The organism is uncultured Holdemanella sp., from assembly GCF_934754935.1.
Classification (GTDB): Bacteria; Bacillota_I; Bacilli_A; order Erysipelotrichales; family Erysipelotrichaceae; genus Holdemanella.
Genome location: NZ_CAKVJB010000018.1, coordinates 18983 through 44680, shown reverse-complemented (window position 1 = coordinate 44680; position 25698 = coordinate 18983). Strand labels below are relative to the sequence as shown.

Annotated in this window: 21 protein-coding genes; 19 read left to right on the top strand and 2 right to left on the bottom strand. The window is 33.7% G+C overall.

Translation table 11 applies throughout. The features are described from left to right. Positions 1 to 358: 358 nt before the first annotated feature. The 12 genes from Q0E86_RS06280 to Q0E86_RS06225 all read left to right on the top strand — a co-directional run bounded on the left by Q0E86_RS06280 (position 359) and on the right by Q0E86_RS06225 (position 12621). Positions 359 to 1177, top strand: a complete 819-nt coding sequence (locus tag Q0E86_RS06280; protein WP_295755417.1) for an Rpn family recombination-promoting nuclease/putative transposase — start codon at positions 359 to 361, stop codon at positions 1175 to 1177. Positions 1178 to 1447: 270 nt separating this feature from the next. Further along, the gene (locus Q0E86_RS06275; protein WP_295755415.1) at positions 1448 to 2410 is read left to right on the top strand and encodes a type I phosphomannose isomerase catalytic subunit; all 963 of its coding nucleotides are present in this window, start codon (positions 1448 to 1450) and stop codon (positions 2408 to 2410) included. Further along, a complete protein-coding gene (locus tag Q0E86_RS06270) occupies positions 2389 to 3417 on the top strand; it encodes an A/G-specific adenine glycosylase (RefSeq protein WP_295755413.1) in 1029 nt (342 codons plus the stop codon). Before Q0E86_RS06275 ends, Q0E86_RS06270 begins: the two co-directional genes overlap by 22 nt. Beyond that, positions 3405 to 3881, top strand: a complete 477-nt coding sequence (locus Q0E86_RS06265) for an S-ribosylhomocysteine lyase (RefSeq protein WP_295755411.1) — start codon at positions 3405 to 3407, stop codon at positions 3879 to 3881. Before Q0E86_RS06270 ends, Q0E86_RS06265 begins: the two co-directional genes overlap by 13 nt. Before the next feature lie 99 nt (positions 3882 to 3980). Then, the gene (gene secA, locus Q0E86_RS06260) at positions 3981 to 6377 is read left to right on the top strand and encodes a preprotein translocase subunit SecA (RefSeq protein ID WP_295755409.1); all 2397 of its coding nucleotides are present in this window, start codon (positions 3981 to 3983) and stop codon (positions 6375 to 6377) included. Then, positions 6377 to 7478 (top strand): peptide chain release factor 2 gene (gene prfB, locus Q0E86_RS06255; protein ID WP_295755407.1). Its coding sequence is split into 2 segments (ribosomal slippage): positions 6377 to 6448 and positions 6450 to 7478, totalling 1101 coding nucleotides; the frame shifts between segments, so codons are not numbered across the junction. The genes secA and prfB overlap by 1 nt, the downstream gene beginning before the upstream one ends. Positions 7479 to 7585: 107 nt before the next feature. After that, positions 7586 to 8473: a hypothetical protein gene (locus Q0E86_RS06250; protein ID WP_295755404.1), complete on the top strand. Its 888-nt coding sequence runs from the start codon at positions 7586 to 7588 to the stop codon at positions 8471 to 8473. 9 nt (positions 8474 to 8482) lie between these two features. Further along, positions 8483 to 9133, top strand: a complete 651-nt coding sequence (locus tag Q0E86_RS06245) for a nitroreductase family protein (RefSeq protein ID WP_295755402.1) — start codon at positions 8483 to 8485, stop codon at positions 9131 to 9133. Position 9134: 1 nt separating this feature from the next. Then, positions 9135 to 9797, top strand: a complete 663-nt coding sequence (locus Q0E86_RS06240; protein WP_295755399.1) for an MmcQ/YjbR family DNA-binding protein — start codon at positions 9135 to 9137, stop codon at positions 9795 to 9797. Positions 9798 to 9811: 14 nt separating this feature from the next. Next, positions 9812 to 10771, top strand: a complete 960-nt coding sequence (locus Q0E86_RS06235) for a N(4)-(beta-N-acetylglucosaminyl)-L-asparaginase (RefSeq protein WP_295755397.1) — start codon at positions 9812 to 9814, stop codon at positions 10769 to 10771. Between the two features lies 1 nt (position 10772). Continuing rightward, positions 10773 to 11894, top strand: a complete 1122-nt coding sequence (locus tag Q0E86_RS06230) for a Sapep family Mn(2+)-dependent dipeptidase (RefSeq protein ID WP_295755395.1) — start codon at positions 10773 to 10775, stop codon at positions 11892 to 11894. Then, on the top strand, positions 11887 to 12621 hold the full coding sequence (locus Q0E86_RS06225) for a copper homeostasis protein CutC (RefSeq protein WP_367117385.1): 735 nt from the start codon (positions 11887 to 11889) through the stop codon (positions 12619 to 12621). Before Q0E86_RS06230 ends, Q0E86_RS06225 begins: the two co-directional genes overlap by 8 nt. A gap of 27 nt (positions 12622 to 12648) precedes the next feature. On the opposite strand, the gene Q0E86_RS06220 is transcribed toward Q0E86_RS06225, so the two are convergent. Beyond that, positions 12649 to 13977: an MATE family efflux transporter gene (locus tag Q0E86_RS06220; protein ID WP_295755391.1), complete on the bottom strand. Its 1329-nt coding sequence runs from the start codon at positions 13975 to 13977 to the stop codon at positions 12649 to 12651. 73 nt (positions 13978 to 14050) lie between these two features. Between Q0E86_RS06220 and Q0E86_RS06215 the strand changes: the two genes are divergently transcribed. The 5 genes from Q0E86_RS06215 to Q0E86_RS06195 all read left to right on the top strand — a co-directional run bounded on the left by Q0E86_RS06215 (position 14051) and on the right by Q0E86_RS06195 (position 20278). Then, complete coding sequence (locus Q0E86_RS06215; protein ID WP_295755388.1) at positions 14051 to 14659, top strand: Crp/Fnr family transcriptional regulator; 609 nt, start codon at positions 14051 to 14053, stop codon at positions 14657 to 14659. 25 nt (positions 14660 to 14684) lie between these two features. Then, positions 14685 to 16457 carry an oligoendopeptidase F gene (gene pepF / locus Q0E86_RS06210; protein ID WP_295755386.1) on the top strand — a complete coding sequence of 591 codons (1773 nt, stop codon included), beginning with the start codon at positions 14685 to 14687 and terminating at the stop codon, positions 16455 to 16457. Between the two features lie 87 nt (positions 16458 to 16544). Beyond that, entirely contained in the window at positions 16545 to 17939 is a 1395-nt protein-coding gene (locus tag Q0E86_RS06205) for an ATP-binding protein (protein WP_295755384.1), read from the top strand. A 33-nt stretch (positions 17940 to 17972) separates the two neighbouring features. Beyond that, positions 17973 to 19046, top strand: a complete 1074-nt coding sequence (locus tag Q0E86_RS06200) for a chorismate mutase (protein WP_295755382.1) — start codon at positions 17973 to 17975, stop codon at positions 19044 to 19046. A gap of 2 nt (positions 19047 to 19048) precedes the next feature. Then, the gene (locus Q0E86_RS06195; RefSeq protein ID WP_295755381.1) at positions 19049 to 20278 is read left to right on the top strand and encodes a pyridoxal phosphate-dependent aminotransferase; all 1230 of its coding nucleotides are present in this window, start codon (positions 19049 to 19051) and stop codon (positions 20276 to 20278) included. Here Q0E86_RS06195 and Q0E86_RS06190 read toward each other — a convergent pair. Continuing rightward, positions 20275 to 20691 (bottom strand): GNAT family N-acetyltransferase, encoded by a 417-nt coding sequence (locus tag Q0E86_RS06190; protein ID WP_295755379.1) that lies wholly within the window; start codon positions 20689 to 20691, stop codon positions 20275 to 20277. The two genes, Q0E86_RS06195 and Q0E86_RS06190, sit on opposite strands and share 4 nt — an antisense overlap. Before the next feature lie 92 nt (positions 20692 to 20783). On the opposite strand from Q0E86_RS06190, the gene Q0E86_RS06185 reads away from it, so the two are divergent. Together Q0E86_RS06185 and malQ are read left to right on the top strand one after the other, a co-directional pair. Next, positions 20784 to 23948 carry a DEAD/DEAH box helicase gene (locus Q0E86_RS06185; protein ID WP_295755377.1) on the top strand — a complete coding sequence of 1055 codons (3165 nt, stop codon included), beginning with the start codon at positions 20784 to 20786 and terminating at the stop codon, positions 23946 to 23948. A gap of 60 nt (positions 23949 to 24008) precedes the next feature. Beyond that, positions 24009 to 25505 (top strand): 4-alpha-glucanotransferase, encoded by a 1497-nt coding sequence (gene malQ / locus Q0E86_RS06180; protein ID WP_295755375.1) that lies wholly within the window; start codon positions 24009 to 24011, stop codon positions 25503 to 25505. Positions 25506 to 25698: the final 193 nt, after the last annotated feature.

Below are 25698 nucleotides of genomic sequence, written 5' to 3'. Positions count from 1 at the left end.
GTGCGGTATCGAGATGCAATGAGCTCTAAGCACAGTAAATAAGCGAATAATTACCATTCATTTGCAAAAGAGGAGCTATAAAAATAAAAGAAACCATTCTAGTGTTGGCGTCTAGAATGGCTTCTTTTTGTTTATTATTATTTTTTAGGAGAGAGATATGAATATTGGTTTATTTTCTATATTCATTGCCTTATCTTTAAGGCACTTATAGAATATCATTCCATGTTGTTATAATTTTCTTATAACTTTGGTAAATGTTGTGAAATCAGATTGGATTATGTGAAATTGTTAAAATATGCATCTTTTCTCGAAAAACCTTCAAAAAAAACGTTTAAGAATATAGAGGTGATGAAATAAAATGAACAAAATCAAAGATAAAACAATAAAGGAATTTCTAGAAAACAATGCCTATTTTGTCGATTTCTTTAATGCCTACTTCTTTGATGGTAAAAAAGTTCTTAAACCAGAGAATTGTGAAGAACTTGATTCAGAGATGAATGATGCGAATATGGATCTAGAAAAACATGTGGATGTGATTCGTAAGTATAATGATGGAAGTCTTTATAGTGCATTCATTATTGAAAATCAAAGTTATGTAGATGCTTCAATGGTTGCAAGAGCTGCAACATATGAGTATGTAGCATATGACAAAACGTTAAAGAAGTTAAAGAAAAACAGGAAAAATGAGAAACTACCAATGGTGCACATTCTTGTATTTTATACAGGAGAAAGGCCTTGGAATGCAGCTAGTAAGCTTTCTGAACTTGTAGAGGTGGATGAAAGATTTAAATCATATTTCCATGACTACCAAATGAATCTGATTGAAATCACAGGAAAGAGTAATAGCTTTGGGCTTGTAAAGAGTAGTGTGTTAAAAGTAGTCAAGACATTAACGGATGTAGAATGGTTGGATTTAAAGGAATTAGAGGAAAAGGAGGAGATTGAGATGTGTGAAGCAGAAAAGAGATGGCTTGAGGTAAAATCAAAGGAATGGAAAGCTGAAGGAATTGAGTTAGGAATCAAACAAGGAATCGAACAAGGAATTGAAAGAGGTAGTGAGAAAAAAGAACTTGAGATGTATCAAAAAATGATGGACAAGGGATTTGATATTAAAGTTATCGCATCCATCTTCTCAGTGAGTGAAGAGTCGATTAAGAAGATGTTGATGAAAGCTTAGGTAAAATGAAAAACCTCTTTTTTCTTGTACAGGCAAAAGGTCTTGGAATGCAGCTTGTAGAGGTGGATCAATGGTTCAAGGCATAAGATAAATTGTTTGAAATGTTAACTTTTCTTTTCGTGTATACAAAATATAGACATATAGTCTAAATGAACTATGTATTGTAAATGTAAAGGTGTGGACATAATTCAAACAAAGTTTGCACGGGTTTAGTGAGTGGACAATTGATAACCATCTGTTTATAATGAATTTAGAAAAGAGGTATATAGAATGTCAATTATTAAGTTAAATCCAGCATTTAAAGATTATCTTTGGGGTGGAACTAAATTAAAAGAAAACTATGGTAAAAAGACTGATATGGATCCTGTTGCGGAAAGTTGGGAATTATCTGTACATCCAGATGGACCAAGTATTGTTGCGAGTGGTGAATATGAAGGTTTATCATTTCCTGAATATTTAGAAAAAAAAGGAAAAGGCGTTTTGGGAACAAAGGGAAATACATTTGAATTCTTCCCAATCTTAATCAAATTTATTGATGCCAAACAACCGTTATCAATTCAGGTGCATCCAGATAATGAATATGCGCTTCGTGTAGAGCATGAATATGGAAAAACTGAAATGTGGTATATTTTAGATTGTGAACCAGATTCATTCTTATATTTTGGAGTAAATAAAGAAATCACTAAAGAAGAATTTGAACGTCGAATTCAAGATAATACTTTATTAGACGTATTAAAGGCAGTTCCAGTACATAAGGGCGATGTTTTCTTTATTAAGTCTGGTACAATTCATGCGATTGGGGCTGGTATTCAGATTTGTGAGATTCAACAAAACTCAAATACAACATATCGTGTTTATGATTTTGGCCGTGTTGGAAAAGATGGCAAACCTCGTGAATTGCATATTCAAAAGGCAATTGATGTTTCAAATTTAAGCCCAATTGAATCTGACTTTAAACCATGTGGACCAGAAGAAAAGAATGGGGATTGTGATACTGTTCGTTTGGCAAGCTGCGAATATTTTACAACATATGAATCTACATTGGATGGTACAACAACTCTTCATGTTGATGATGAAAGCTTTGGCTCTATCTTGTTGATTGAGGGTAGTGCGACAATTGAAAATAATGGTACAACTTTAGAAGTAAATAAAGGGGATTCTGTATTTGTTGATGCGAACAGTGGTGATGTAAAAATCCAAGGAAACTGCCAATGGATCTACAGCAGGGTATAATCCCCTGCTTCTTTTTAATTATGAAGAAATTTCAAATAGATTTGATTGAATGGTATATTCAAAATCATCGACCATTAGAATTTCGCTTAAAGAAAGATCCTTATGAAATATGGATCAGTGAGATCATGGCCCAACAAACTCGTATTGAAGCTATGCTTCCCTATTTCAAAAGATGGATACAACAGTTGCCGGATATTGAGAGTGTAGCTAAGTGCGATGATGAGAAACTAAATAAGTTGTGGCAAGGATTAGGCTATTATTCGCGCTGTAAAAATATAAAGAAGTGCGCTATTGAATGTGTTGAAAAGTATAATGGTAAACTACCTTGTACAAAAGAAGAGTTATTAAAATTACCTGGAATTGGTCCATATACTGCAGGAGCTATCGCATCGATTGCGTATGGACAAAGAGTGAGTGCGATTGATGGAAATGTGATTCGTGTATTTTCTAGGTTGTATAATATTTGTGAAGATGTTACTAAAACGAATGTAAAGAAGAAAATAGAAAATTTAGTAGATGAAAGTCTTCCTTCAAAAGAAGAGATTTCCTATTATAACCAAGCGTTGATGGAACTTGGAGCACTTATTTGTATTCCCAAAAGTCCAAGGTGTGATCATTGTCCAATCCAAAAATATTGTTCGGCTTTAGACCCTGCGTCTTTGCCTTATAAACCCAAGAAAAAGGCACGCAAAATAGAATATAAACATGTATATATTTGGATGTATCAAAATAAGGTTCATGTCGTAAAAAGAGCGGATACCGGTTTGTTGGCAGGACTTTATGGCTTTGATGAAGTGAAACCAGAACATATTATAGAAAGTATTGAATTAGAACCCTATATACATATTTTTTCGCATGTAGAGTGGCATATGGATGCGACGTTGTGTATAGTAGATAGGGAAGATTCAAATTATAAGACAGTAGAAGAAATAGAAGAGCGTGTCGCATTACCAAGTGCGTTTATGCCATTTATGAATCAAGTAAAGGAGTATTTATGGAAAAAGTAGAAATTGAAAGTTTTACTTTAGATCATACTAAAGTAAAAGCACCATACGTGCGTTTGATTAGTGAAGAACAAGGACCTAATGGAGATATTGTATCAAATTTTGATGTTCGTTTATGTCAGCCAAATCGACAAGAGATTCCAACTGGAGTTATGCATACATTAGAACATTTATTCGCATTATATCTTCGTCCAAGAATTTCTGGGTATTTAGATTGTTCACCATTCGGATGTCGTACAGGCTTCCACTTATTAGCATGGGGAAAACATTCAAGCAAAGATGTTGCGATTGCCGTAAAAGAAGCTTTAGAGCTAATCACAACTACAGAATGGGAAGATGTTCCGGGTACTGAAGAAAAAGAGTGTGGTAACTATAAAGATCATTCTTTATTTGGTGCTAAGGAATGGGCCAAGGAAATTCTGGAAAAAGGAATGAGTTGCGATCCGTTCGAAAGAAAAAATGTGTAAGAGAATGTAAAAATTCTCTTTTTTTATTGGAGTTGCCCTATTTATCGTGTCGTTTCTATGTTAAAATGTAGTATAGTCTTTAAAAGGAGAACTTATATTATGGCAGGAATTTTTGGAAAATTATTTTCAGAAGAACAACGTGAATTATCTGCATTAGAAAAGATTGCAGATCAAGTATTAAAATATGAACCAGAAATGCAGGCGCTATCTGATGATGAATTGCGTGCAAAAACAGATGAATATAGAAAAAGAATTGCGGATGGAGAAACAGTAGATGATCTTCTTCCAGAGGCATTCGCAACAGCTAGAGAGGCTGCATATCGTGTAATCAACGAAAAACCTTATAAAGTTCAGATTATGGGATCTGTTGCGATGCACAAAGGTGATATTTCGGAAATGAAGACTGGTGAAGGTAAAACTTTGACAGCTACAATGTGTGTATATTTAAATGCTCTTGCAGGTCAAGGTGTTCACGTAATCACAGTCAATGAATATTTGGCTAGTCGTGATGCGGCTTGGATGGGTGAAATCTATCGTTTCTTAGGTTTAACAGTTGGTGTAAATACACGTGATTTAAAACCAAGAGAAAAACGTGATGCGTACGCATGTGATATTACTTATACAACAAACTCAGAACTAGGATTCGATTACTTGCGTGACAATATGGTTACAGAAGTTGAAGATCGTGTAATGCGTGGACTTCACATGGCTGTAATCGATGAAGTTGACTCTGTATTAATTGATGAGAGTCGTACACCATTGATTATTTCTGGTGGTAAAAAACAAACCGCAAACTTATACATTCAGTCGGATCGTTTTGTGAAGACTTTAATTGCCCCAGAATATGAAACAGATAAGTTTACACATGAAAAAACTTTGATTTCTGGAGATTATGATATTGATGAAAAGACACGTCAAATCATGTTGAGTGAAGATGGTGTTCATAAGGCAGAAAAATTCTTTAAAATTAAAAACCTTTATGATATTGAACATACACAACTTGTTCACCACATTAACCAGGCTTTAAAGGCAAACTATATCATGATGCGTGAAGTTGAATATGTCGTTAGTGATGAAAAAGAAATTGTGATCGTCGATCAATTTACAGGGCGTATGATGCCTGGACGTGCATATTCAGATGGATTACATCAAGCAATTGAAGCTAAAGAAGGAGTTCCAATTAAAGAAGAAACTTCGACTTTGGCAACAATCACATATCAGAACTTCTTCCGTCTATATGAAAAATTAGCGGGTATGACGGGTACCGCAAAAACTGAAGAAGAAGAATTCTTATCTACTTACAACATGAAGGTTGTAGTAATTCCTACTAACCGTCCAGTAGCTCGTAAAGATTTACCAGATGAAATTTATGCACATAAAAAAGACAAATATGCTGCATTGGTACGCGAAGTAAAACGTTTATATGAAACAGGACAACCGGTATTAGTTGGTACGATTGCGGTAGAAACAAGTGAAGTCATTTCACAATTGTTAAATAAGGAACACATTCCTCATGAAGTATTAAATGCGAAGAACCATGCTCGTGAAGCCGAAATCATCGCAAAAGCAGGTCGTCCAAAATCAGTTACAATTGCGACAAACATGGCTGGTCGTGGTACCGACATCAAATTAACAGAAGAATCACGTAAATTAGGTGGTTTAGCTGTATTAGGTAGTGAAAGACACGAATCTCGTCGTATTGATAACCAGTTACGTGGACGTTCTGGTCGTCAAGGAGATCCTGGATTCTCACGTTTCTATGTATCTTTAGAAGATTCATTAATGGTTCGTTTTGGTGGAGATAAACTTCAAAAACTATTTGAAAAAATGGGTGATGAACAAATTGAGTCTAAGGCAGTTACAAAGTCAATCACAATGGCTCAAAAACGTGTTGAAGGATATAACTTCGATATGCGTAAACAATTGTTAGACTATGATGATGTGTTGCGTCGTCAACGTGAAATTATTTATGCACAACGTAATCGTATCTTAGAAGCAGATGAAGTACATGATATGGTTCATGTTGTATTTGAAAAGACAATTGAACAAACTTTACAAGCGAATCTATCGGATCAAAAGAAACAAACAATTGATGTTGCAGGTGTAGTTAAATCCATCGAAATGATGGGTATGGCTGAAGATAAGGCTATTCGTGCTAGTGAACTTGAAGGAAAGTCTTATGATGAAGCTAAAGAATATTGTGTAAATAAGATTTGGAATGAATATGAAGCTGAAATCAAAGATGTTAAGCGCCAATTCTTACCTTTTGAAAAGACAGTTGTATTACGTAACATTGATCGAAACTGGATCAATCATATTGATATGATGGACAAATTGCGTAGTGGTATCTATTTGCGTTCTTATGCACAAAATAACCCTCTACAACAATATGTACAAGAAGGATTCGACATGTTTGAAGAAATGAATCAAAGAATTGATCGTGAAATCACATTCTTCTTATTAAAGGTTCGTATTCGTAAGGAGCATGCTGCCTAATGGAATTATATGAATTAAAACAAGGAGTGAGTACTCACCTAGAGAAATTGCATTCTTTAGGTGAGTCACTTTGACTTATCTAGTAAAAATAAACAAATCGAAGACTATGATAAACAAACTCTAGAACCAGATTTCTGGCAAGATCAGAAAAAAGCTCAACAAGTGATTCGTACAAAAAATGCATTAAAAGACATTGTGGATCGTTATGAAGAATTGGATTTACAATTAACTTCTTTAAATGATACGGCCGATGAATTAAAGTCTGAATTTGATGAAGAATTAATGATGATTGCCGAAGAAGAATATGCGGATATGGATAAGAAATTCGAGGATTTTGAAATCCAAGTCTTATTAAGCCATGAATATGATCAAAATAATGCCATTCTAGAAATTCACCCTGGAGCTGGTGGAACGGAGTCTTGTGATTGGGCAAGTATGCTTTATCGTATGTATACAAGATATGCAGAAAAACATGGCTTTAAAGTGAGTGTTCTCGATTATTTACCAGGCGATGAAGCTGGTATTAAAAGTGTTACTTTCCTTGTCGAAGGAGATAAAGCTTATGGCTATCTGAAATCGGAAAAGGGTGTACATCGTTTAGTTCGTATTTCACCATTTGATTCAGGAGCAAGAAGACATACTTCTTTTGCGAGCCTAGATGTTATGCCTCAATTTAATGATGAAATTGAAATTGACATCAAACCAGAAGATTTGATTGTAGAAACAAAACGTGCTTCTGGTGCTGGAGGACAACATATAAATAAAACAGATAGTGCGGTTCGTATGGTGCATAAACCTACGGGTATTGTAGCTACATGTCAAAATGGTCGTAGTCAGCATGAAAATAGAGAAGAGTGTTTGCGTGTCTTAAAATCTCGTTTATATCAATTAGAAATTGAAGAACAAGAAAAGAAGATTGCCCAAATCAAAGGCGTACAATCCGCTAATGAATGGGGAAGCCAAATTCGAAGCTATGTCATGCATCCATATAGTTTAGTCAAAGATGTTCGTACAGGATATGAAACGAGTCAAGTACAATCTGTATTAGATGGAGATCTTGATGAATTTATCTTTGCGTATTTAAAATCACAAATTCAATAAAATCCAATCGAAAGGTTGGATTTTTCTATATTCCCTCATAAAAATGTAATTATTCTGAATTATTCCCTCATAAAAGTGTAAAATACTCTTATCAAGAGGTTAAAAATATGAATGTATATTATCATTTGCCGGGCTTATTTGAATTCTATGAATTCTATAAAAAGTTTTTGCCCCTGTTAAAAAATAAACCAGAATACTTCTATGACTGGTGTAAGATTGGCTCTATTTATGGCTCGCCATCCAATTGTACATGGTCTGGTGGACGCATCAGTTATGAAGATCATGATCCAGAAAAAGTGTTCGATTTAATGAAAGAATACAACATATCAGCTCGTCTTACATTTAGTAATTCTTTGATCGAAGAAAAACACTTGTCCGATATAAAGTGCAATGAATTATGTCGATTGTTGAATTTAGGTACAAATAATGGAATTATTATTCATTCAGATATATTGATGGAATATTTGAAATCTAAATATCCAAATCTTTATTATGTATCTTCTACCACAAAGGTATTAACAGATTTTAATGATTTTAAAAAGGAAGTCGAAAATCCAGACTTTACATATGTAGTCCCTGATTTTCGATTGAATAAACAGTTTGAGAAGTTAAATTCACTTTCTGAAGTATATAAACCAAAGGTAGAATTTTTATGCAACGAATGCTGCTGGTACGGTTGTAAAGACCGTAAGGACTGTTATGAAACTGTTTCGAAACAAAATCTAGGCATTGATTGTATGGATCATATATGTAAAGCACCTTATTCGAATGAAGGCTATCGCTTTTCTAGAGTGATGGAAAGTCCTGGATTTATTAGTTTAGATGATATTTTAAATGTATATGTTCCGATGGGATATTCAAATTTTAAAATTGAAGGAAGAGATTTAGGAAATGCTCTATTATTAGAATTTATTCTTTACTACATGGTAAAACCGCAATACCAAATCCATGTTCGTGAAGAAATGTATTTAGATGCGATGCTAGACTTATTTTAGGAGGTTTACATGATAGAAAAAAGACATACGGTACGTAAATATTTAGATAAACCATTAGATGTTGATTTAGTAAGTTTATTAAATGCACGTATTGAACGAAATAATAAATTGTATGATTTGACATTTAAACTTGTTACGAATGAATCAGATGGTATTTCTAGTTTGGCTAAAATTATGTCGAATAATACAGTACAAAATTATATTATTCTTGCAGGTAAAGATAGTTCAGATTTAGATGAAAACATAGGCTATTGTGGTGCTGACTTGATTTTGTATGCTCAAAGCCTAGGCTTAAATACATGGTGGTGTGGAGGCATGTTCAATGGTAAAAATGCCTTAAAACATCTTGATGATAAAAATGTTAGAGTGAATGGTGTGATTGCGATTGGATATGGAAAAACACAAGGTGTACCACATAAATCAAAGACGGCTGATCAAGTGAGCCATTATAAAGGAAAAGCCCCAGAATGGTTTAACGCAGGTATTCAAGCTTTACTTTTAGCACCAAGTGCTCTAAATAGACAGCCGTATATAGTAAATGGTGTAGGAAATAAAGTGAGTTTTAAAGTAAAAAGCGGACCTTTATCACAAGTCGATTTAGGCATAGGAAAATATTTCTTTGAGCTTGGTGCAGGTAAATCAAATTTTGAATGGAGTTAATATGATACATATTGAGGATGAAATCTTTTTAAAGAAGAAATTTGATTTTGAAAAATTGAAAGAATTTGGTTTTTCTTTTGAGAATAACACATATGTTTATACAGAAGATTTTATGGATTCAAATTTTAAAGCTATCATTGAAATATCGGATGTTTTAAAAGGCAAAGTCATTGATAATTTCAGTGATGAAGAATATATACCGCTACGCATCGAATCCTATGATGGAGAGTATGTCTGTAAAGTTCGTGAAGCATACAAATCCATATTAAAAAGAATTGCGGATTCATGTTGTACAGATGTGTTTTTTGCGAGTGATCAGGCCAATCGCATTGCGAATTTGATTTATGAAAGGTATGGTGTAAAACCGGATTTTCCATGGAATGATGATAATGGTGTATTTCGCCATTTAGATACTCGAAAATGGTTTTCACTTATTATGTTTGTTTCAATAGATTCCCTTTTAAAAAATGGGGATCGTCATATGTTGAATATTATGAATGTAAAGATCGATACTTCAAAAAGAGATGAACTATATGAGATAAAAGGAATTTATCCGGCCTTTCATATGAACCATAAGATGTGGGTATCTATCGTATTGGATGAAACAATTAGTGACGATAAAATAATGAAACTCATACAATGTAGTTTTGATTTAACAAAATAAGAGGAGAGAATGATATGTACGGAATTATCGCAACATGGAGAATGGCTTTAGAAGGTATTTCAAAAGCAGATTCTATGTTAAAAAATAACGAAAATGCAGCAGATTCGATTGAAGAAGCAATCAAAGTTGTAGAAGATTTTGAATATTATAAAAGCGTAGGCTATGGTGGACTTCCAAATGAGGAAATGGAAGTTGAATTGGATGCCGCTTTTATGGATGGAGATACATTAGAATTTGGATGCGTTGGAGGCATTAAAGATTTTGCGAACCCTGTCAGTATTGCACGTAGTCTAATGCACTATGATGCCAATAATTTCTTAGTAGGGCAAGGAGCTGAAAAATATGCTTCAAGACATGGTTTTGAAAGAAAAACAATGCTTACAGATCGTGCTAAGATTCATTATCACAATCGCATAAAAGAAATCACAAATACAGAATTAAAACCCTATTCAGGACATGACACAGTCGGTATGGTTTGTCTAGATCATGATGGACACATGACTTGTGCAACAAGTACTTCTGGATTGTTCATGAAACATCCAGGACGTCTAGGTGATTCCCCTGTATGTGGATCTGGATTCTATGTAGATTCTTTTGTCGGAGGAGCTAGTGCTACAGGTTTAGGTGAAGATGTTATGAAAGGCTGTATCTCTTATGAAATCGTTCGCCTAATGAAAGAAGGCATGCATCCTCAACAGGCATGTGAAAAAGCTGTACACGACTTTGATTTGGAATTGAAACGAAGAAGAGGAAAAGCAGGAGACATGTCTTTGATTGCGATGAACAACAAGGGTGAATGGGGTTGTGCTACAAATATTGAAGGCTTCAGTTTTGTGGTGGCAACTGAAACACAAGAACCTACGGTATATTTAGTCAATCATGATGAGAATGGAAAATGTACATTTGAAATCGCAAGTAAAGAATGGATGGACAATTATATGGCTTTACGTACGGCTCCATTAGTTAGGAAATAATATGGAAGAAGAATTATTAAAGAAGATCGATGAAATCAGCAATGAGATGATTTCAGGAATCAAAAGAATTGTCCAAATCGATAGTGTACGAAGTGAAGCAAAGCCTGGCATGCCTTTTGGTGAAGGGGTAAATAAAGCTTTAGAAGAAGCATTGAAATTAGCTCGTGAATTAGGTTTTGAAACAGAAAACGTCGATCATATGGTAGGTATTGCCAAATATGGCACAGGTGAAGATTATATTGGTATTATGGGACATTTAGATGTTGTTCCTGTAGGAGAAGGATGGAATCACCCACCATTTTCAGCATATGAAGATGAAAATGGTAGAATTTATTCAAGAGGAATCTTAGATAATAAAGGTCCTACTTTATCTTGTTTATACGCATTATATGCCATAAAAGAATTGGGAATCCAATTAAAGCATCCTGTTTATATTTTATTTGGGACAAATGAAGAAACAGGATTTGAAGATTTAAGACATTTCCTCAAAGTTAGAAGACCACCTATTATGGGCTGGACACCCGATTGTAAATATCCAGTTGTATATGCGGAAAGAGGAAGAAGTACCTATCGTGTGAGTACAGATATTGAAAATAAGACTATATTCAATCAATTTATTAACGAATATATTTTATCGGACAATGGATTTGGAAATAAATTGGGGCTAAATATTGAGGATCTTGAATTTGGTAAAATGCAGATGAATAATAAAAAACTAGTAGATCTAGAAGGAAAACTTGGTTTTGACTTCTCTTTTAGCTACCCTGCAAGTGTTAGTAATGATACAATAGAGAAGGTAATCAAATCTAAATTAAGTGAAGAACTACAAGTAAAATGTATTCATAATTATGATCCTGTTTATTTTGATAAAAATGGATTCTTATGTCAAACATTAAAGGCGACTTATGAAAAGGTAACAGGCATGGATGGTACGCCAGTTACAACTACGGGTGGAACGTATGCGAAAATCATGCCAAATATTGTTCCTTTTGGGCCTAGTTTTCCTGGACAGAAAGGTATAGGGCACAATCCGAATGAATGGATGGATCGTAGTGATTTGATTTTAAATGCGAAAATATACGCATTAAGTATAGTGAGGTTGGCAAATGGAGAGAATGATTGAAGTATGTGCAGGGAGTTATCAAGATTGTATAGCTGCATATCAAGGTAATGCGAAGAGAGTTGAATTGAATAGTGCGTTAAGTGTTGGTGGTTTGACGCCTAGTGTTGCAAGTCTTGTTCGTGTAAAAAAAGAAACAGACTTAACTGTAATTTGCATGGTACGTGTACGCGCTGCAGGTTTCTGTTATGAAAAAGAAGATGTAGAAATTATGTTTGAGGAAGCTAAGATTCTTTTAGATCATGGAGCTGATGGAATTGCGTTTGGTTTCTTAAATGAAGATGGCACAATTTGTGAAGAAGACACAAAAAGAATGATTGATTTGATTCATTCATACAATAAAGAAGCAGTATTCCATAGAGCTTTTGATGTTACGCCAGATGCGTTTGAAGCTATTGAAACATTAATCGATTTAGGTGCAGATCGTGTATTGACAAGTGGACAAAAATCAAAAGCCATGGAAGGAATTGATTTGATTAAAGTATTGAATAATCAATATGGAGAAAAGATTCAGATTCTTCCTGGTAGTGGAATGAATGCCGAAAACGCAAAAATGATGATGAATTATACAGGTGTATATCAGGTGCATTCGTCTTGTAAAAACTACAAAATAGATACAACCACAACAAAAAACGGTGTTTCATATAGTTACTTGGCTAGTCCACATGAAAATGATTATGATGTAGTGGATGTAGAGTTGGTAAAAAAATTAGTTGATAGTATAAAATAATGTGGAAAAGACTGTAACAAAGCAAATTTATCTTGTTACAGTCTTTTGTTTTGAATAAATTAGAATCGCAATTATAGCCGTTACTACATCGGCTGTAGCCTGAGAAATCAATATTCCATGGAAGGTAAATAATTTAGACAATATGACAATGCAGATTGCGTAAATAACACCTTGTCTAGAAATGGATAAAATTAAGGCAGGAAGTGCTTTTCCTTCCGATTGAAATAGAGTTGTAAAGACTAAAATTATACCTACACACGGACTAGATAGAACAAGTAGTCTTAACATAAGGCTTCCTGTTTGAATAATGTGTGCATCATTCATAAAGGATTGGATGATATACGGAGCAAAAGCACTTAGGATAATGGCAGTAATGAGCGCAAATGTGACTTCGACAAATATGTCAAACTTAATGAATGCACGTAGGCGTTCTGTGTTTTTGGCTCCATAATTAAATCCTAAAAGTGGTTGTGCTCCAAACGCAAATCCAACCATGATCAATAAAAGGATCATATTCACTTTTAGGGCGATTCCCATTGCGGCAACATTTTCATTGCCGAACACAACTAAATAACGATTTGTCAAAGCTACACCAATACTCGACATTAAATTTGTGATAGAAGCAGGAATTCCAATGGTGAAGATATCTAAAAACTCTTTTTTTTCTACATGACAATCTTTAAAGGAAACACTTAGACGATTTGCCTTTGCCCTTGTGAAATAGATCAAAAGAAAATCAGATAGGATATATCCAATTACAGATGCCAAGGCAGCACCTTGTGCGCCCATATGGAAGCTAAAGATAAAGATGGGATCTAAAATGATGTTTAGAATCGACCCCAAGACAGTTCCAACCATAGATAGGGTTGCCAATCCTTCCGTACGAATCAAGTTACTAGGAGTTAAAGAAAGAATGATAAAGGTGGAGCCTAGCGCAATTATATTGTAGTATTGATTTGCGTATAGCCATGTTTCTTTATTAACACCTAAAAAATTTAACATGGGATCTTTTAGAATAAACATAAAAATCGTGACAACAATGCCACAGAGAATGGATGCATAGAAACAGAATCCACTCACATTCTTAGCTTCTTTATTCATTTGTTGACCAAACAATCTAGAGATGACAGAACTGCCACCAATGCCAAAGATGTCACCTAATGCGATCATGAAAGTAAAGATGGGGGCACATAAAGAGACACCGGCCACAAGATTTGTGTTCATTGTTTTAGCTACAAAATATGTATCTGCCATGTTGTATACTAAAGAAATTACCATGCTGAAGACAACGGGTAAAGCCATTGTGAAATAGGCTTTAGGGATGCTTGTATTTTCAAATAATGCATTATTGTTCATATATTACCTTCTTTCTTTGCCTAGTATATCAAAGCTATTTGAAAATGATTGTGACATATGGCACAATAAAGCTATGAAACGAGTATATGATCCAAAAAATGTAGAGAAATATGTAAATCGATATCACATACAAGACTATTTTGATTCTTCTTATCCCTTTTATTTGATGGAATATGAAAAAGAAGAAACGATGATTCATCCATTGAAAGACACAAAAGAGATTCAGTTTGTAGTAGAAGGCGAAGTGTCTATTTATTTCATTGATTCAAATGGAAAGCAGCTTTTTGTGTCACAAATCAATGCACTTTGTGTACTAGGAGATGTGGAGTTTGTTCGTCATGAAAAGCCTGTTTATTTTGCTCAAACCAACACAAAAGTTGTTACAATCGCATTATCGATTGAAGAAAATCAATTGAGATTAAACCAGGATTTGAAATTTCTTCATTTTTTGTTGAATTCGTTGGTTGATAAACTGCATAATAAGTCCACAAATGAAATTATGAATCAAAGTGTTGAAGAGAAGGTCATGAATTATATGGAGTTACATCCCACGCTAGACAATGTCAGTGTGGCTTGTCGTAATCTGCATTGTAGTCGAAGACAACTACAAAGAGTGTTAAAGAAACTTTGTGAGGATAAAAGAATCGTAAGACTTGAAAAGGGAAAATATGTGCTACAATAGACGTATTAATGGAGGTTGTTTACTCATGAAACGTAACGAACAAAAAGTAGAGAATACTTGGGAAACAGATGATATTTTTGAAGATGAAGCTGCCTTTTTAGCTTGTCTTGATACTTGTAAAGAATTAGGAAATGAGCTTTGTGCATATGATGGAAAATTGGATGATGCATCCAACTTATTATCCTTTTTAAAGGGATATGAAAAACTAACATGTCTATTAGATGATTGTTTGGGCTATGCCTCATTATTATCTGATCAAGATACGGCAGATGCACATCATCAAGAATTAAGAGGAAAGGCCAATGCGTTAGTGGTTGAAATTTTTACTAAACTATCTTTTAGTGATGTACAAATCATGCACATTGAAAATTTAGAATCATTCTATGTTTCTGAACCTATCTTAGAAAGATATCGTGTATATTTAGAAGAAGTATGTCGCTTAAAAGAGCACGTATTATCTGAAACGGAAGAAAAATTAATGGCATCTAGTTCATTAATGCAAGATACGCCTTATTCAATTTTTGGAATGTTGAATAATGCGGATTTAAAATTTGAAGATGCGATTGATTCAAAAGGAAATAAACACACTTTAACTACAGGTACATTTATCCATATGTTAGAGCAGGAAGATGAAGTATTAAGAGAAAGTGCATATCGCAATTTCTATGCAGGCTATGGGTCTATGATCCATACTTTAGCTGCTTGTTTAAATGGACAGACAAATCAGTTGAAATTTAATAGTACAGCACGTAAATATGCATCTAGTTTAGAATGTGCTGTAGATTCAAATAATGTTTCACCAAAAGTATATGAACAATTGATTGAAACAGTACATAAAAATATTCATGTTTTACATAAATATATGCGAGTGCGTAAAGAAGTTATGAAAAAAGATAAACTTCATATGTATGATCTATATGTTCCTATGGTCAATGAATGTAACGTTCCTGTATCTTTTGAACAGGCCAAAGAAGATGTCTTACATTCCATTCAATTATATGGAACTGAATATGCCAAGGTTTATGAAAGAGGATTGAATTCGCGTTGGATCGATGTATATGAAAATGAAGGAAAGCGTTCAGGAGCCTATTCAAGTGGACAAAGAGTACACCCATTTGTGTTGATGAACTTTGCGAATTCGTTAGATACAGAATTTACTTTAGCCCACGAAATGGGTCATGCGATGCATTCGTATATGTCTACAAAATATCAAGCTCCATTAGATCGTCATTATAAAATATTTGTGGCTGAAGTTGCGAGTACATGTAATGAAGCTTTATTGATGGATTATTTGCGCAAACAAAATACAGATCCTAAATTCCAGGCTTATTTGATCAATCACTTTATGGAACAATTTAGAACTACATTATTTAGACAATGTATGTTTGCGGAATTTGAAAAGATTATCAATGAAAAAACGGCAAATAATGAAGTTTTGACAAGTGACACATTAAATCAAATCTATGCGGATTTAAATAAATTCTATTATGGTGAAGATGTGATCGTGGATGATGAAATCAGTATGGAATGGGCTCGTATTCCACATTTCTATATGAATTTCTATGTATATCAATATGCGACAGGATTTAGTGCAGCTATGGCTCTATCACAAAAATTGCTTCATGGAACACAAGCCGATATTGATGCATATTTGTCATTCTTAAAGGGTGGATGTACAAAATCTCCAGTCGAATTATTACGTATGGCCGGTGTTGATATGGCAAGTCCAAAACCAGTGGAAGATGCGATTGAATTGTTTGATTCTTTAATTGATGAATTCAAGAGTATTATGAAGTAGAAAGTCGTTTGACTTTCTATTTTTTTAGTGTTATTTTTTAGTCTGATAAATATTAGTAAAAAACAAATGACTAAAAATGGAGGGCTTATGTTTATTGGTAGAGAGAATGAGCTTAAGATTTTGAATCGTGTATTTTCATCAAATCGACAAGAATCTGTATTGATATATGGACGAAGAAGAATTGGGAAAACAGAATTAATAAAGAAAGCCATCAAAGATTTTAAAGGGGAATATATTTATTACGAGGCCAAACAAACGACCGAATTATCCAATGTAGATAGTCTTTCTTCGCTTATTTCAGATATGTTGAATTTGCCACGCTTAGGCTTTCAGTCAATAGAAGAAGTGTTTGAGTTTTTGTTTTCGTATGCCAAAGACAAAACAATGGTTTTTGTGTTAGATGAATATCCATATTTACGTAGTTGCATGAAAGGACTAGACAGTGTTCTTCAAACTGTGATTGATAAACATTTACATACTTCAAATTTGAAACTTGTATTATGTGGTTCTTATGTGGATACAATGAAGTCTTTGATTGAACGAGAAAATCCTTTATATGGAAGGTTTACAAGAATTTTAGATATAAAACCGATGGATTACTATGATTCAAGTCTATTTTATCCATCTTTTTCAAGCGAAGATAAAGTAACGTTGTATAGTGTATTTGGAGGTATTCCATACTATAATCGTTTGATTGATGAATCGTTAAGCGTAAGAGAAAATATCATTGATTTAATTGCTTCGCAAAATGGATTGTTGTTGAATGAAGTGCCCATGTACTTGAAAAATGAAATCTCAAAAATAAATAATGCGAATGAAGTGTTTGAAACATTAGCTGCAGGAAATACAAAATTCACAAATATTTTAAATAAATCACATATCGCATCGAGCCCTATTCTTTCAGATGTTTTAGATAAATTGATGAAAATGGGTGTGGTTGAAAAAAGAGCGCCTATTAATGATAAGAATAATAAGAAAAAAGCTGGGTATTATATTTGCGATAATTTTACATTGTTTTACTATAAATATATCTATAAATATATTTCGCAATTAAATGTAATGAATGAAGATGCATTCTTTGATCGATTTATAAAAGATGATTTGTATAAGAGTCATGTTCCATCTGTGTTTGAAAGGATTTGTCAACAGTTTTTAATTCGAAAGAATAAATTAAATGGATTCGAAGTTCCTTTCTTTGAGATTGGAAAATATTATTATGATGATCCTGTAAATAAGATGAACGGAGAATTTGATGTAGTTACGCAAGATGAAAAGGGATATATATTTTACGAATGCAAGTACAAGAATTCTAAAGTAACACAGGATGTTGTGGATAAAGAGATCGAACAAGTAAAAAATGTGAATTTGATATGTTATAAATATGGCTTTTTTTCGAAGTCTGGTTTTGATTTAGAGGATGATTCAAATTTAATTCTTTATACATTGGATGATTTATATCATTCATTTTCAGAAAATAGATGAAAATTATGGTATGATATTCAGTGAGGTGAACCCATGAATAAATTAGAACAGGCACGTACACAAATTGATGCAATCGATCGTGAAATGGCCAAGCTGTATGAAGCCAGGTTGGATGCCGTCAAAGATGTGATTGCGTATAAAATAGAAAATGATTTACCAATTCTAGACTCGGGTAGAGAACAGGTTGTGATTGAAAAGAATCTGCAATTTATTCAGAATCCAGATTATAAAGAATATTATGAGTCTTTTATAAAGTTCATTATGAAAGAATCAAAGGCCTACCAAAGAACGTTACAGTCGCATGACAAGGTTGGTTATTGTGGCGTTGAAGGTGCCTTTGGACATATGGTCAGTGAAAAATTATTTCCTTCTAATCCAAAAGTTGGTGTTTCTAGTTTTGAAGAAGTCTTCCAAATGGTTGTACATTCGGATGTACAATATGGTGTGATTCCTTTTGAAAATACGAATTCTGGATTGGTTGGAGAAGTTTTAGATTTATTAATGGAATATCCAGTATATATTCAATCCATCTATGATCAAAAGATTGAACAATGTTTACTTGGAATTCCTGGCAGTACATTAAAAGATGTGGAGTGGGTGTATTCAAAGGATCAAGCACTTTCGCAGTCTAAAGAATTCTTGAAGGAATTAAATGTACAAACGGTGGCCTATCCGAATACGGCGATGGCTGCTCAATATATTTCAGCACAGAAGGATGTGCATAAAGCAGCTATTGGGGCTAAAGAAAATGCAGAATTGTATGGCTTAAAGGTATTGGCTACAAATATTCAAGAAAATGCGACGAATACAACGCGATTCTTGGTGATTGGATTAAAGCCACAAATGCAGGGAAATCGTTTTAGTATGGTTTTATCTGTTAAACATGAAAGTGGAGCTTTAGCTAAAATCATTGACTGCATTGCCAAGAATGGATTGAATATGGAAAGTATTCAATCTAGACCGATGAAAAATAAGCCTTTTGAGTATTTCTTCTTTGTCGAAATTGAAGGGGATATGTCAAAGGCGGATGATTGTATTGAGCAGATTCAATCAGTATGTGAAAGTGTAAAAGTATTGGGTGCATATACTTTAAAGGAGGAAAAATAAGCATGAATTTTGTGAAGGAAAGTGTCAATCAAACACCAATCGTAGATACAGTATTCTCAATTGTTGCCAAGGCAAAAGAGGCTAAAGCTAAAGTGGGAGCTGAAAATGTTGTAGATGCGACAATCGGTTCTTTATATGATGAAGAGGGAACTTTGGTTGCCTTAGATAGTGTGTTTAGTTCATTAAAGAATTTAGATAATAAAGTATTGGCAGCATATGCGGCTAGTTTTACTGGAAATCCTGATTTTAGACAAAAAGTATACGACTGGGTATTAAATGGAAATTCACACTTAGAACATGAAGTAATCGCAACACCTGGAGGAACAGGCGCTGTAGGTATGACTTTACAAGAATGTTTAGATGAAGGACAAACAGTCATCTTGCCAGAAATCGCATGGGGATCTTATGCGTTAATGGCACAGATGCATAATTTAAATGTAGAAAAGTATAGCTTGTTTGAAGGGGATCATTTTAATTTGAATTCTTTTAAAACAGCTTGTAAAAAAGTGATGGAAAAACAGAATCGATTAGTGATGGTGATTAACGATCCTTGTCACAATCCAACTGGCTATTCTTTAAGTGAAGATGAATGGAAAGAAGTGATCTCTTTCTTGAATGAATGTTCAAAAACACATGCCGTTGTATTATTGAATGATATTGCGTATATTGATTTTTCTTCAAGACAAGAAAAGGCGAAAGAATACTTTGCACAATTTGATCAAATTGAGAGAAACTTTGTCGTAATTGTCGCATTTAGTTTATCTAAATCAATGACAAGTTATGGACTTCGTTGTGGGGCTGCCATTGTGTTAGGACAAGAAAAAGAAGCAGTAAACCAAGTGAAAATTGTATTTGAAAAGGATGCGCGTGCAACTTGGTCAAACATCAACAATGGTGCGATGGCTACATTTGTGGACGTATTAGATAATCATAAAGAAGCGTATGACCAAGAAAGATTGCACTATGTCAATTTATTAAAAGAACGTGGAGATATCTTTGTCAAGGAGGCTAAGGAAGTTGGATTAAAACACTATCCTTACAAAGAAGGGTTCTTCGTAACTTTATCTATGGATAATGAAACGCGTGATAAATTCCATGAGGCATTAATGAAAAATAATATTTTTACAGTCAAAGTAAATTTGGGTATTCGTGTTGCGATTTGTTCTTTATCCGTTGAAAAGACAAAGGGACTCGCAAAAAAAATGAAGGATATTTTGGATACAGTAGCTTAATGCTGTATCCTTTTTTTCATCCACATATGTGGTACTCCTTCATCATCATCAATTTGACCAAATTGAATATAGCCTTGTTTTTCATAGAATGGACTTACACGAACTTGCGCGTGCACTACAATTAAGTCTCCATTTAATTTTTTGATTTCTTTTTCTGCACTTTCAAGTAATACATTGCCAATATGTTGATTTCGATATTCTTTTAATACGGCTACCCTTCCAATGGTGTAATGATCGTTTTCTTTAAAGAAACGACACGTTCCGATTGGTTTTTCTTCATCAAAGACAACGATATGATGACTCATATCATCTATATCATCAAATTCATTTTCAAATCCTTGTTCTTTCATGAATACTTCAATACGAATGTCTTTCGCTTCTTGTGGTAAGGCTGTATACATCTTTGTGTCCATAATCATTCTTCTTTCTTTTCTAATACATTAACAACTGAAAAATGGAAAGTCAAATATGATATAATTAAAGGAAAGTTAGGTGGTAAGGTAGTATGCACATTTTTGAAGAGTCTTTAAATCGTTTTATAAAAAATTCATGGATATATTATGAGGCTAATGATCCTTATTATGCAGGTAAAATTAAACGTATCTTAATTGAAAGGGTGCATGATAAGATTTTATATTATGAAGTAAAGGCTATTATTCAAACGCGTTGGAGCGAAGAAACTATAAATTTTAGAGTCAATGAATATGGGACTATTCTGACCACAAATTGTACATGTTCACAAGATCCACATTCAGGGTGTGTGCATTTGGTGAGTGTAGTTCGAGCTATCAATGAAATAAATCCACAGACTTTCCCGTTTCATATAGATTATCAACAATATGTAATTGAAAAAAATCGTAGGGCAGAATTAGAGCGTAAACGCCAAAGAATCGATAGTATGAATCAATTGGCTTTTTCATTTTTAAAGGAGCGTCAAGAAGAGAAAGTAAATGGATTTTTTAAAGAGAATGATCATAAGATACGTTTGATGATACAACGAACGAATTCATATTATTATGATCAGGTGGCTTTTAAATTAAAGATTCAAGTCAATCGTGCTTATACGGTAAAAAATATTCAAGATTTAATGCGTGGTTTCTTTGAGAAAAGATTAGAGTCTTTTGGAAAGAATACACAGATTTATTTAAATCCAGATGATTTGGATGAACCAAGTCAAAAAATTTATTCGTTCTTGATGAAATATACATTCTCAAAAGACTGGCAAAAAGATGGGGAAGTATATTCGGAATGTTTAGATGATTTTTATGATTTGAATGCTTCTTTGCCTAAGGATTATACGGATTTTGAATTGTCTGAAAAGAATATTAAACTAAGTTTAGATTTGTTCGAGCATAAAGATTATTTTGAATTGAATGTAAATATAGATGATAGTTTTTTAATTGGAAATAAACATTTTTATGTTGCGGAATTTAAGAATATTATGCGATTTACATTAGATCCAGATGGCTTTTTAGCTTCACTTGCGTATAATGTTTCGCAAGAAGGTGGCTGGTTGATTAAAAAGAGTGATTTTAGGGCTTTTTATTTACAATGTCTTCAGCCATATATGGATTATATTCAATTAAATACAAATGTGGATGTAGAAAAGTATACAACGCTAATTGAGGATATTCGCGTCTATTCGGATTTAGAAAATGCGAATATGGTCGTGTGGGGAACATATTTAGAGAATAAACAGAAGAAGAGTTTCTTTGCGCATACAGATTCGAATCAAATTGCGAGTATTGAAGCTATTATTTCACATTATGCCGTAAAGCTTGAAGATAATAAGGCTATTTTTAAAGGTAGAAGTGATGCACTTTATAATTTTTTGGATCATGGTATTCCTTTGATTCAAAAGCAGGCGGATGTGTACGTTTCAGAAGAGTTGAAACGATTAAAGAATCGTCGAAGTATGAATTTGAGTGTAAAAGTCTATGTGCAAAATGATTTATTGAAGATGGAATTGGATAGTGATGTCAATGCGGATGAATTGTCACATGTCTTAAATGCGTATCGAAAGAAGAAAAAGTTTTATCAATTAAAAAATGGTGAAATGATCGATTTGGAGAATGCTGGATTAGAACAACTTGACGAATTGGCTTCGACAATGAATTTAACGCCTAAAGATTTCAAAAAAGAAACGATTGAAAAACCAGCATATCAAGCTTTTCATTTAATGGATGTGGATTCAGAATTAGATGTTCGTAACGATGATTCGGTTACAGAATATACAAATCGATTAATGAAAGTAAAAGAACAACTGATTCAATTGAAGGATGCGTATAAATCTTTATTGCGTACCTATCAGCAACAAGGAATCCAATGGCTTTATGATTTAAAAAATATGGGCTTAAATGGCATTCTTGCGGATGATATGGGACTTGGAAAAACATTGCAGGTCTTGGTATTTTATGAGCAGTTTGTTTCAAAAGAGAAGCCGAGCTTGATTGTATGCCCCAGTAGTTTAATGTATAACTGGATGTCAGAAATTGAAAAATTTAAAATTGATGTGGATGCCGTATGTGTTACAGGAAGTCAAGACGTACGTAAAGATATTATTAATGAAAAACATGAGCTTTATATCACAACATATGACTACTTGCGTAGAGACGTGGAATTATACATGCCAATGGAATTTGAATATATTGTTCTAGATGAGGCGCAGTTTATTAAAAATCCAAAGACGAAGAATGCACAGAGTGTGAAGTCCTTAAAGAGTAAACATCGTTTAGCTTTAACGGGTACGCCAATTGAGAATGGTTTAAGTGAGTTGTGGAGTATCTTTGATTTTTTATTGCCGGGCTATCTATATAGTTTGAATTATTTCACAAAGAATTTTGAAAAACCGATTCAAATGGGTGATGAAAAAAGACAGGCTCAGCTACAAAAGTTGGTTTCACCATTCATTTTGCGAAGAACAAAAAAGCAGGTATTAAAAGATTTGCCGGATAAAGTGGAGAAGGATATGTGGTTGACTTTTAGTCCGGAAGAAAAACAATTGTATCTTGCGAATTTGGCTCAGGTCAATGAGCAACTTCAGCAGCAGTTAGAATTAGAACAAGTGGATTCCATTTTGATTCTTGCGATGATGACGCGTTTACGTCAGATTTGTTGCGAACCAAGAATGTTGTATGAAAACTATAAGGGTGAGAGTACAAAGTTTACGATGTGTCTGGATTTGATTGAAACTTTAAAAGAGAATGGCAAGAAGGTCTTGTTGTTTTCAAGTTTTACAAGTATTTTTGATGCCTTTATTGAAGAATTTAATCAGCGAGGCATTAAATATCATATGATTACAGGTGCGGTAGATAAAAAGAAGCGTAAAGAAGAAGTGGACGCCTTTCAAAATGATGATTCAAATGTATTCTTGATTTCTTTAAAGGCAGGAGGAACGGGTTTGAATCTAACAAAGGCGCAAGCTGTTATCCACTTTGATCCTTGGTGGAATGTGAGTGCGCAAAATCAGGCGACAGACCGTGCATATCGTATTGGACAGACAAAGAATGTTCTTGTCTACCAGTTGTTGATGAAGAATACGATCGAAGAGAAAATTTATGAAATGCAAAAGCGCAAAAAAGAGATGAGTGATATTTTTGTCGAAAATTCTAAGGGTGGAATATCAATGTTATCTAAGGAAGAGCTAAAAGATTTGTTTTCTATGGATTAGGACTATATATTTTTTGAAATATATAGTCTTTTTTTAAAAAAATGTGATAAAATAGTTGTAATGAAAGGGATTACAAAAGGTGTGAATATGAATAGAAGTGCAGGAATCTTATGTCCTGTTTTCTCTATCCCTGCAAATCAAGGGATTGGTGATTTAGGGCAAAAAACAATTCGAATGATCGATATTATTGCGGATGCAGGTTACAGTATATGGCAGATATTGCCGCTACAAATGACAGGCCCTACGCATTCTCCATATCAGACATATTCTAGTTTTGCGGGAGATCCTATCTATATCAACTTGGATCGTTTGTGTGAAATGGGGTTATTGACACAAAGTTCGATCGTGAATTGTAATAAATTTAAAGACTTTGTTGAATATGATAAGATTCGTGAATTTAAGGAACCTTATTTTCAAAAGGCCTTTAAAGTTTTTAAAAAGGAATTTGATTCGTTCAAAGAAGATTTTGAAGCATTTAAGCGTGATGCATTCTGGTTGGAAGAATGGTCTGCTTACTCATTGTTTAAGAGTTTTTATAATGGGGCTCCATGGTTTGAATGGGAAGATGAATATAAAGATTGGCCGAAAAATCGTGATATTGATTTAGATGATTATCAAAATGAAATTTTGTATATCCAGTTTTTACAGTTTATATTCTATAAACAATTAGATGAAATCCAGATGTATGCACACGCAAGAAATTTAAAAATCATGGGAGATATGCCTTTCTATGTGGATTTAGATAGTGCAGATGTATGGTGCAATCGTGAAGCTTTCTTATTAGATGAAGAAGGAAAACCAGAATATATTGCGGGTTGTCCTCCAGATTATTTCAGTGAAACAGGACAGCGTTGGGGTATGCCAATCTATGATTTTGATGCGCAAGAAGAAAATGGATATCTTTTTTGGTGCAATCGTATGAGTTGGATGAATCGTTGTTATGACATGGTAAGAATTGATCATTTCAGAGCTTTTGATACATATTGGAAGATACCAGCGTCTTGTCCAACAGCTATTGAAGGAAAATGGATCTTAGGTCCAGCCCACAAATTAATTGATGCGATTTTAAAAGCATGTCCAGATATTGTTTTAGTGGCTGAGGACTTAGGATTGATTCGTCCAGAAGTGATTGAACTTGAAGATGATTATAGTATACCGGGCATGGATGTTTTATTGTTTAGAATGGAAGCGAAACAATTAAAGAAAAAGGCAAAGAAAAATTCGGTATTATATACAGGTACACATGATAATGCGACATGTAATGAAGATTATCATACATATGATTCAAATAAGCGTATCAGTTTGCGTCGATTCTTTAAAAATCAGGGATATTCAAGTCGTTCTTTTAATGAAATGCTTTGTCAATATGCTTTAGATACAGATGCAGATACTGTTATATTGCCAATCTGGGATATTTGTGGATTTAAAGAAGAGGCTAGAATCAATACACCGGGAACTGTGTCGAATAAAAACTGGACTTGGAAATTAAAAGATTTTAAAACATTCCCAGATAAGGTTATGGGTACAAAAGAGTGGATCAAAAAGTCAAATCGTTAATTTAAAAACAAAGTTTGGAGCAGAAACATTATATTTTTGCTCCTTTTAAATCGCGTAAAAATCAATGTCGTGCAATTAGACACAATAAAGAGTTTTCGAAATTTAGTGTCGAATACGGATACGATTAAAAATGAAAGGGCTTAACAGTAATTAAAAGCGGATACCAAAAGTGTCGATTTTACTTAAAATTTAC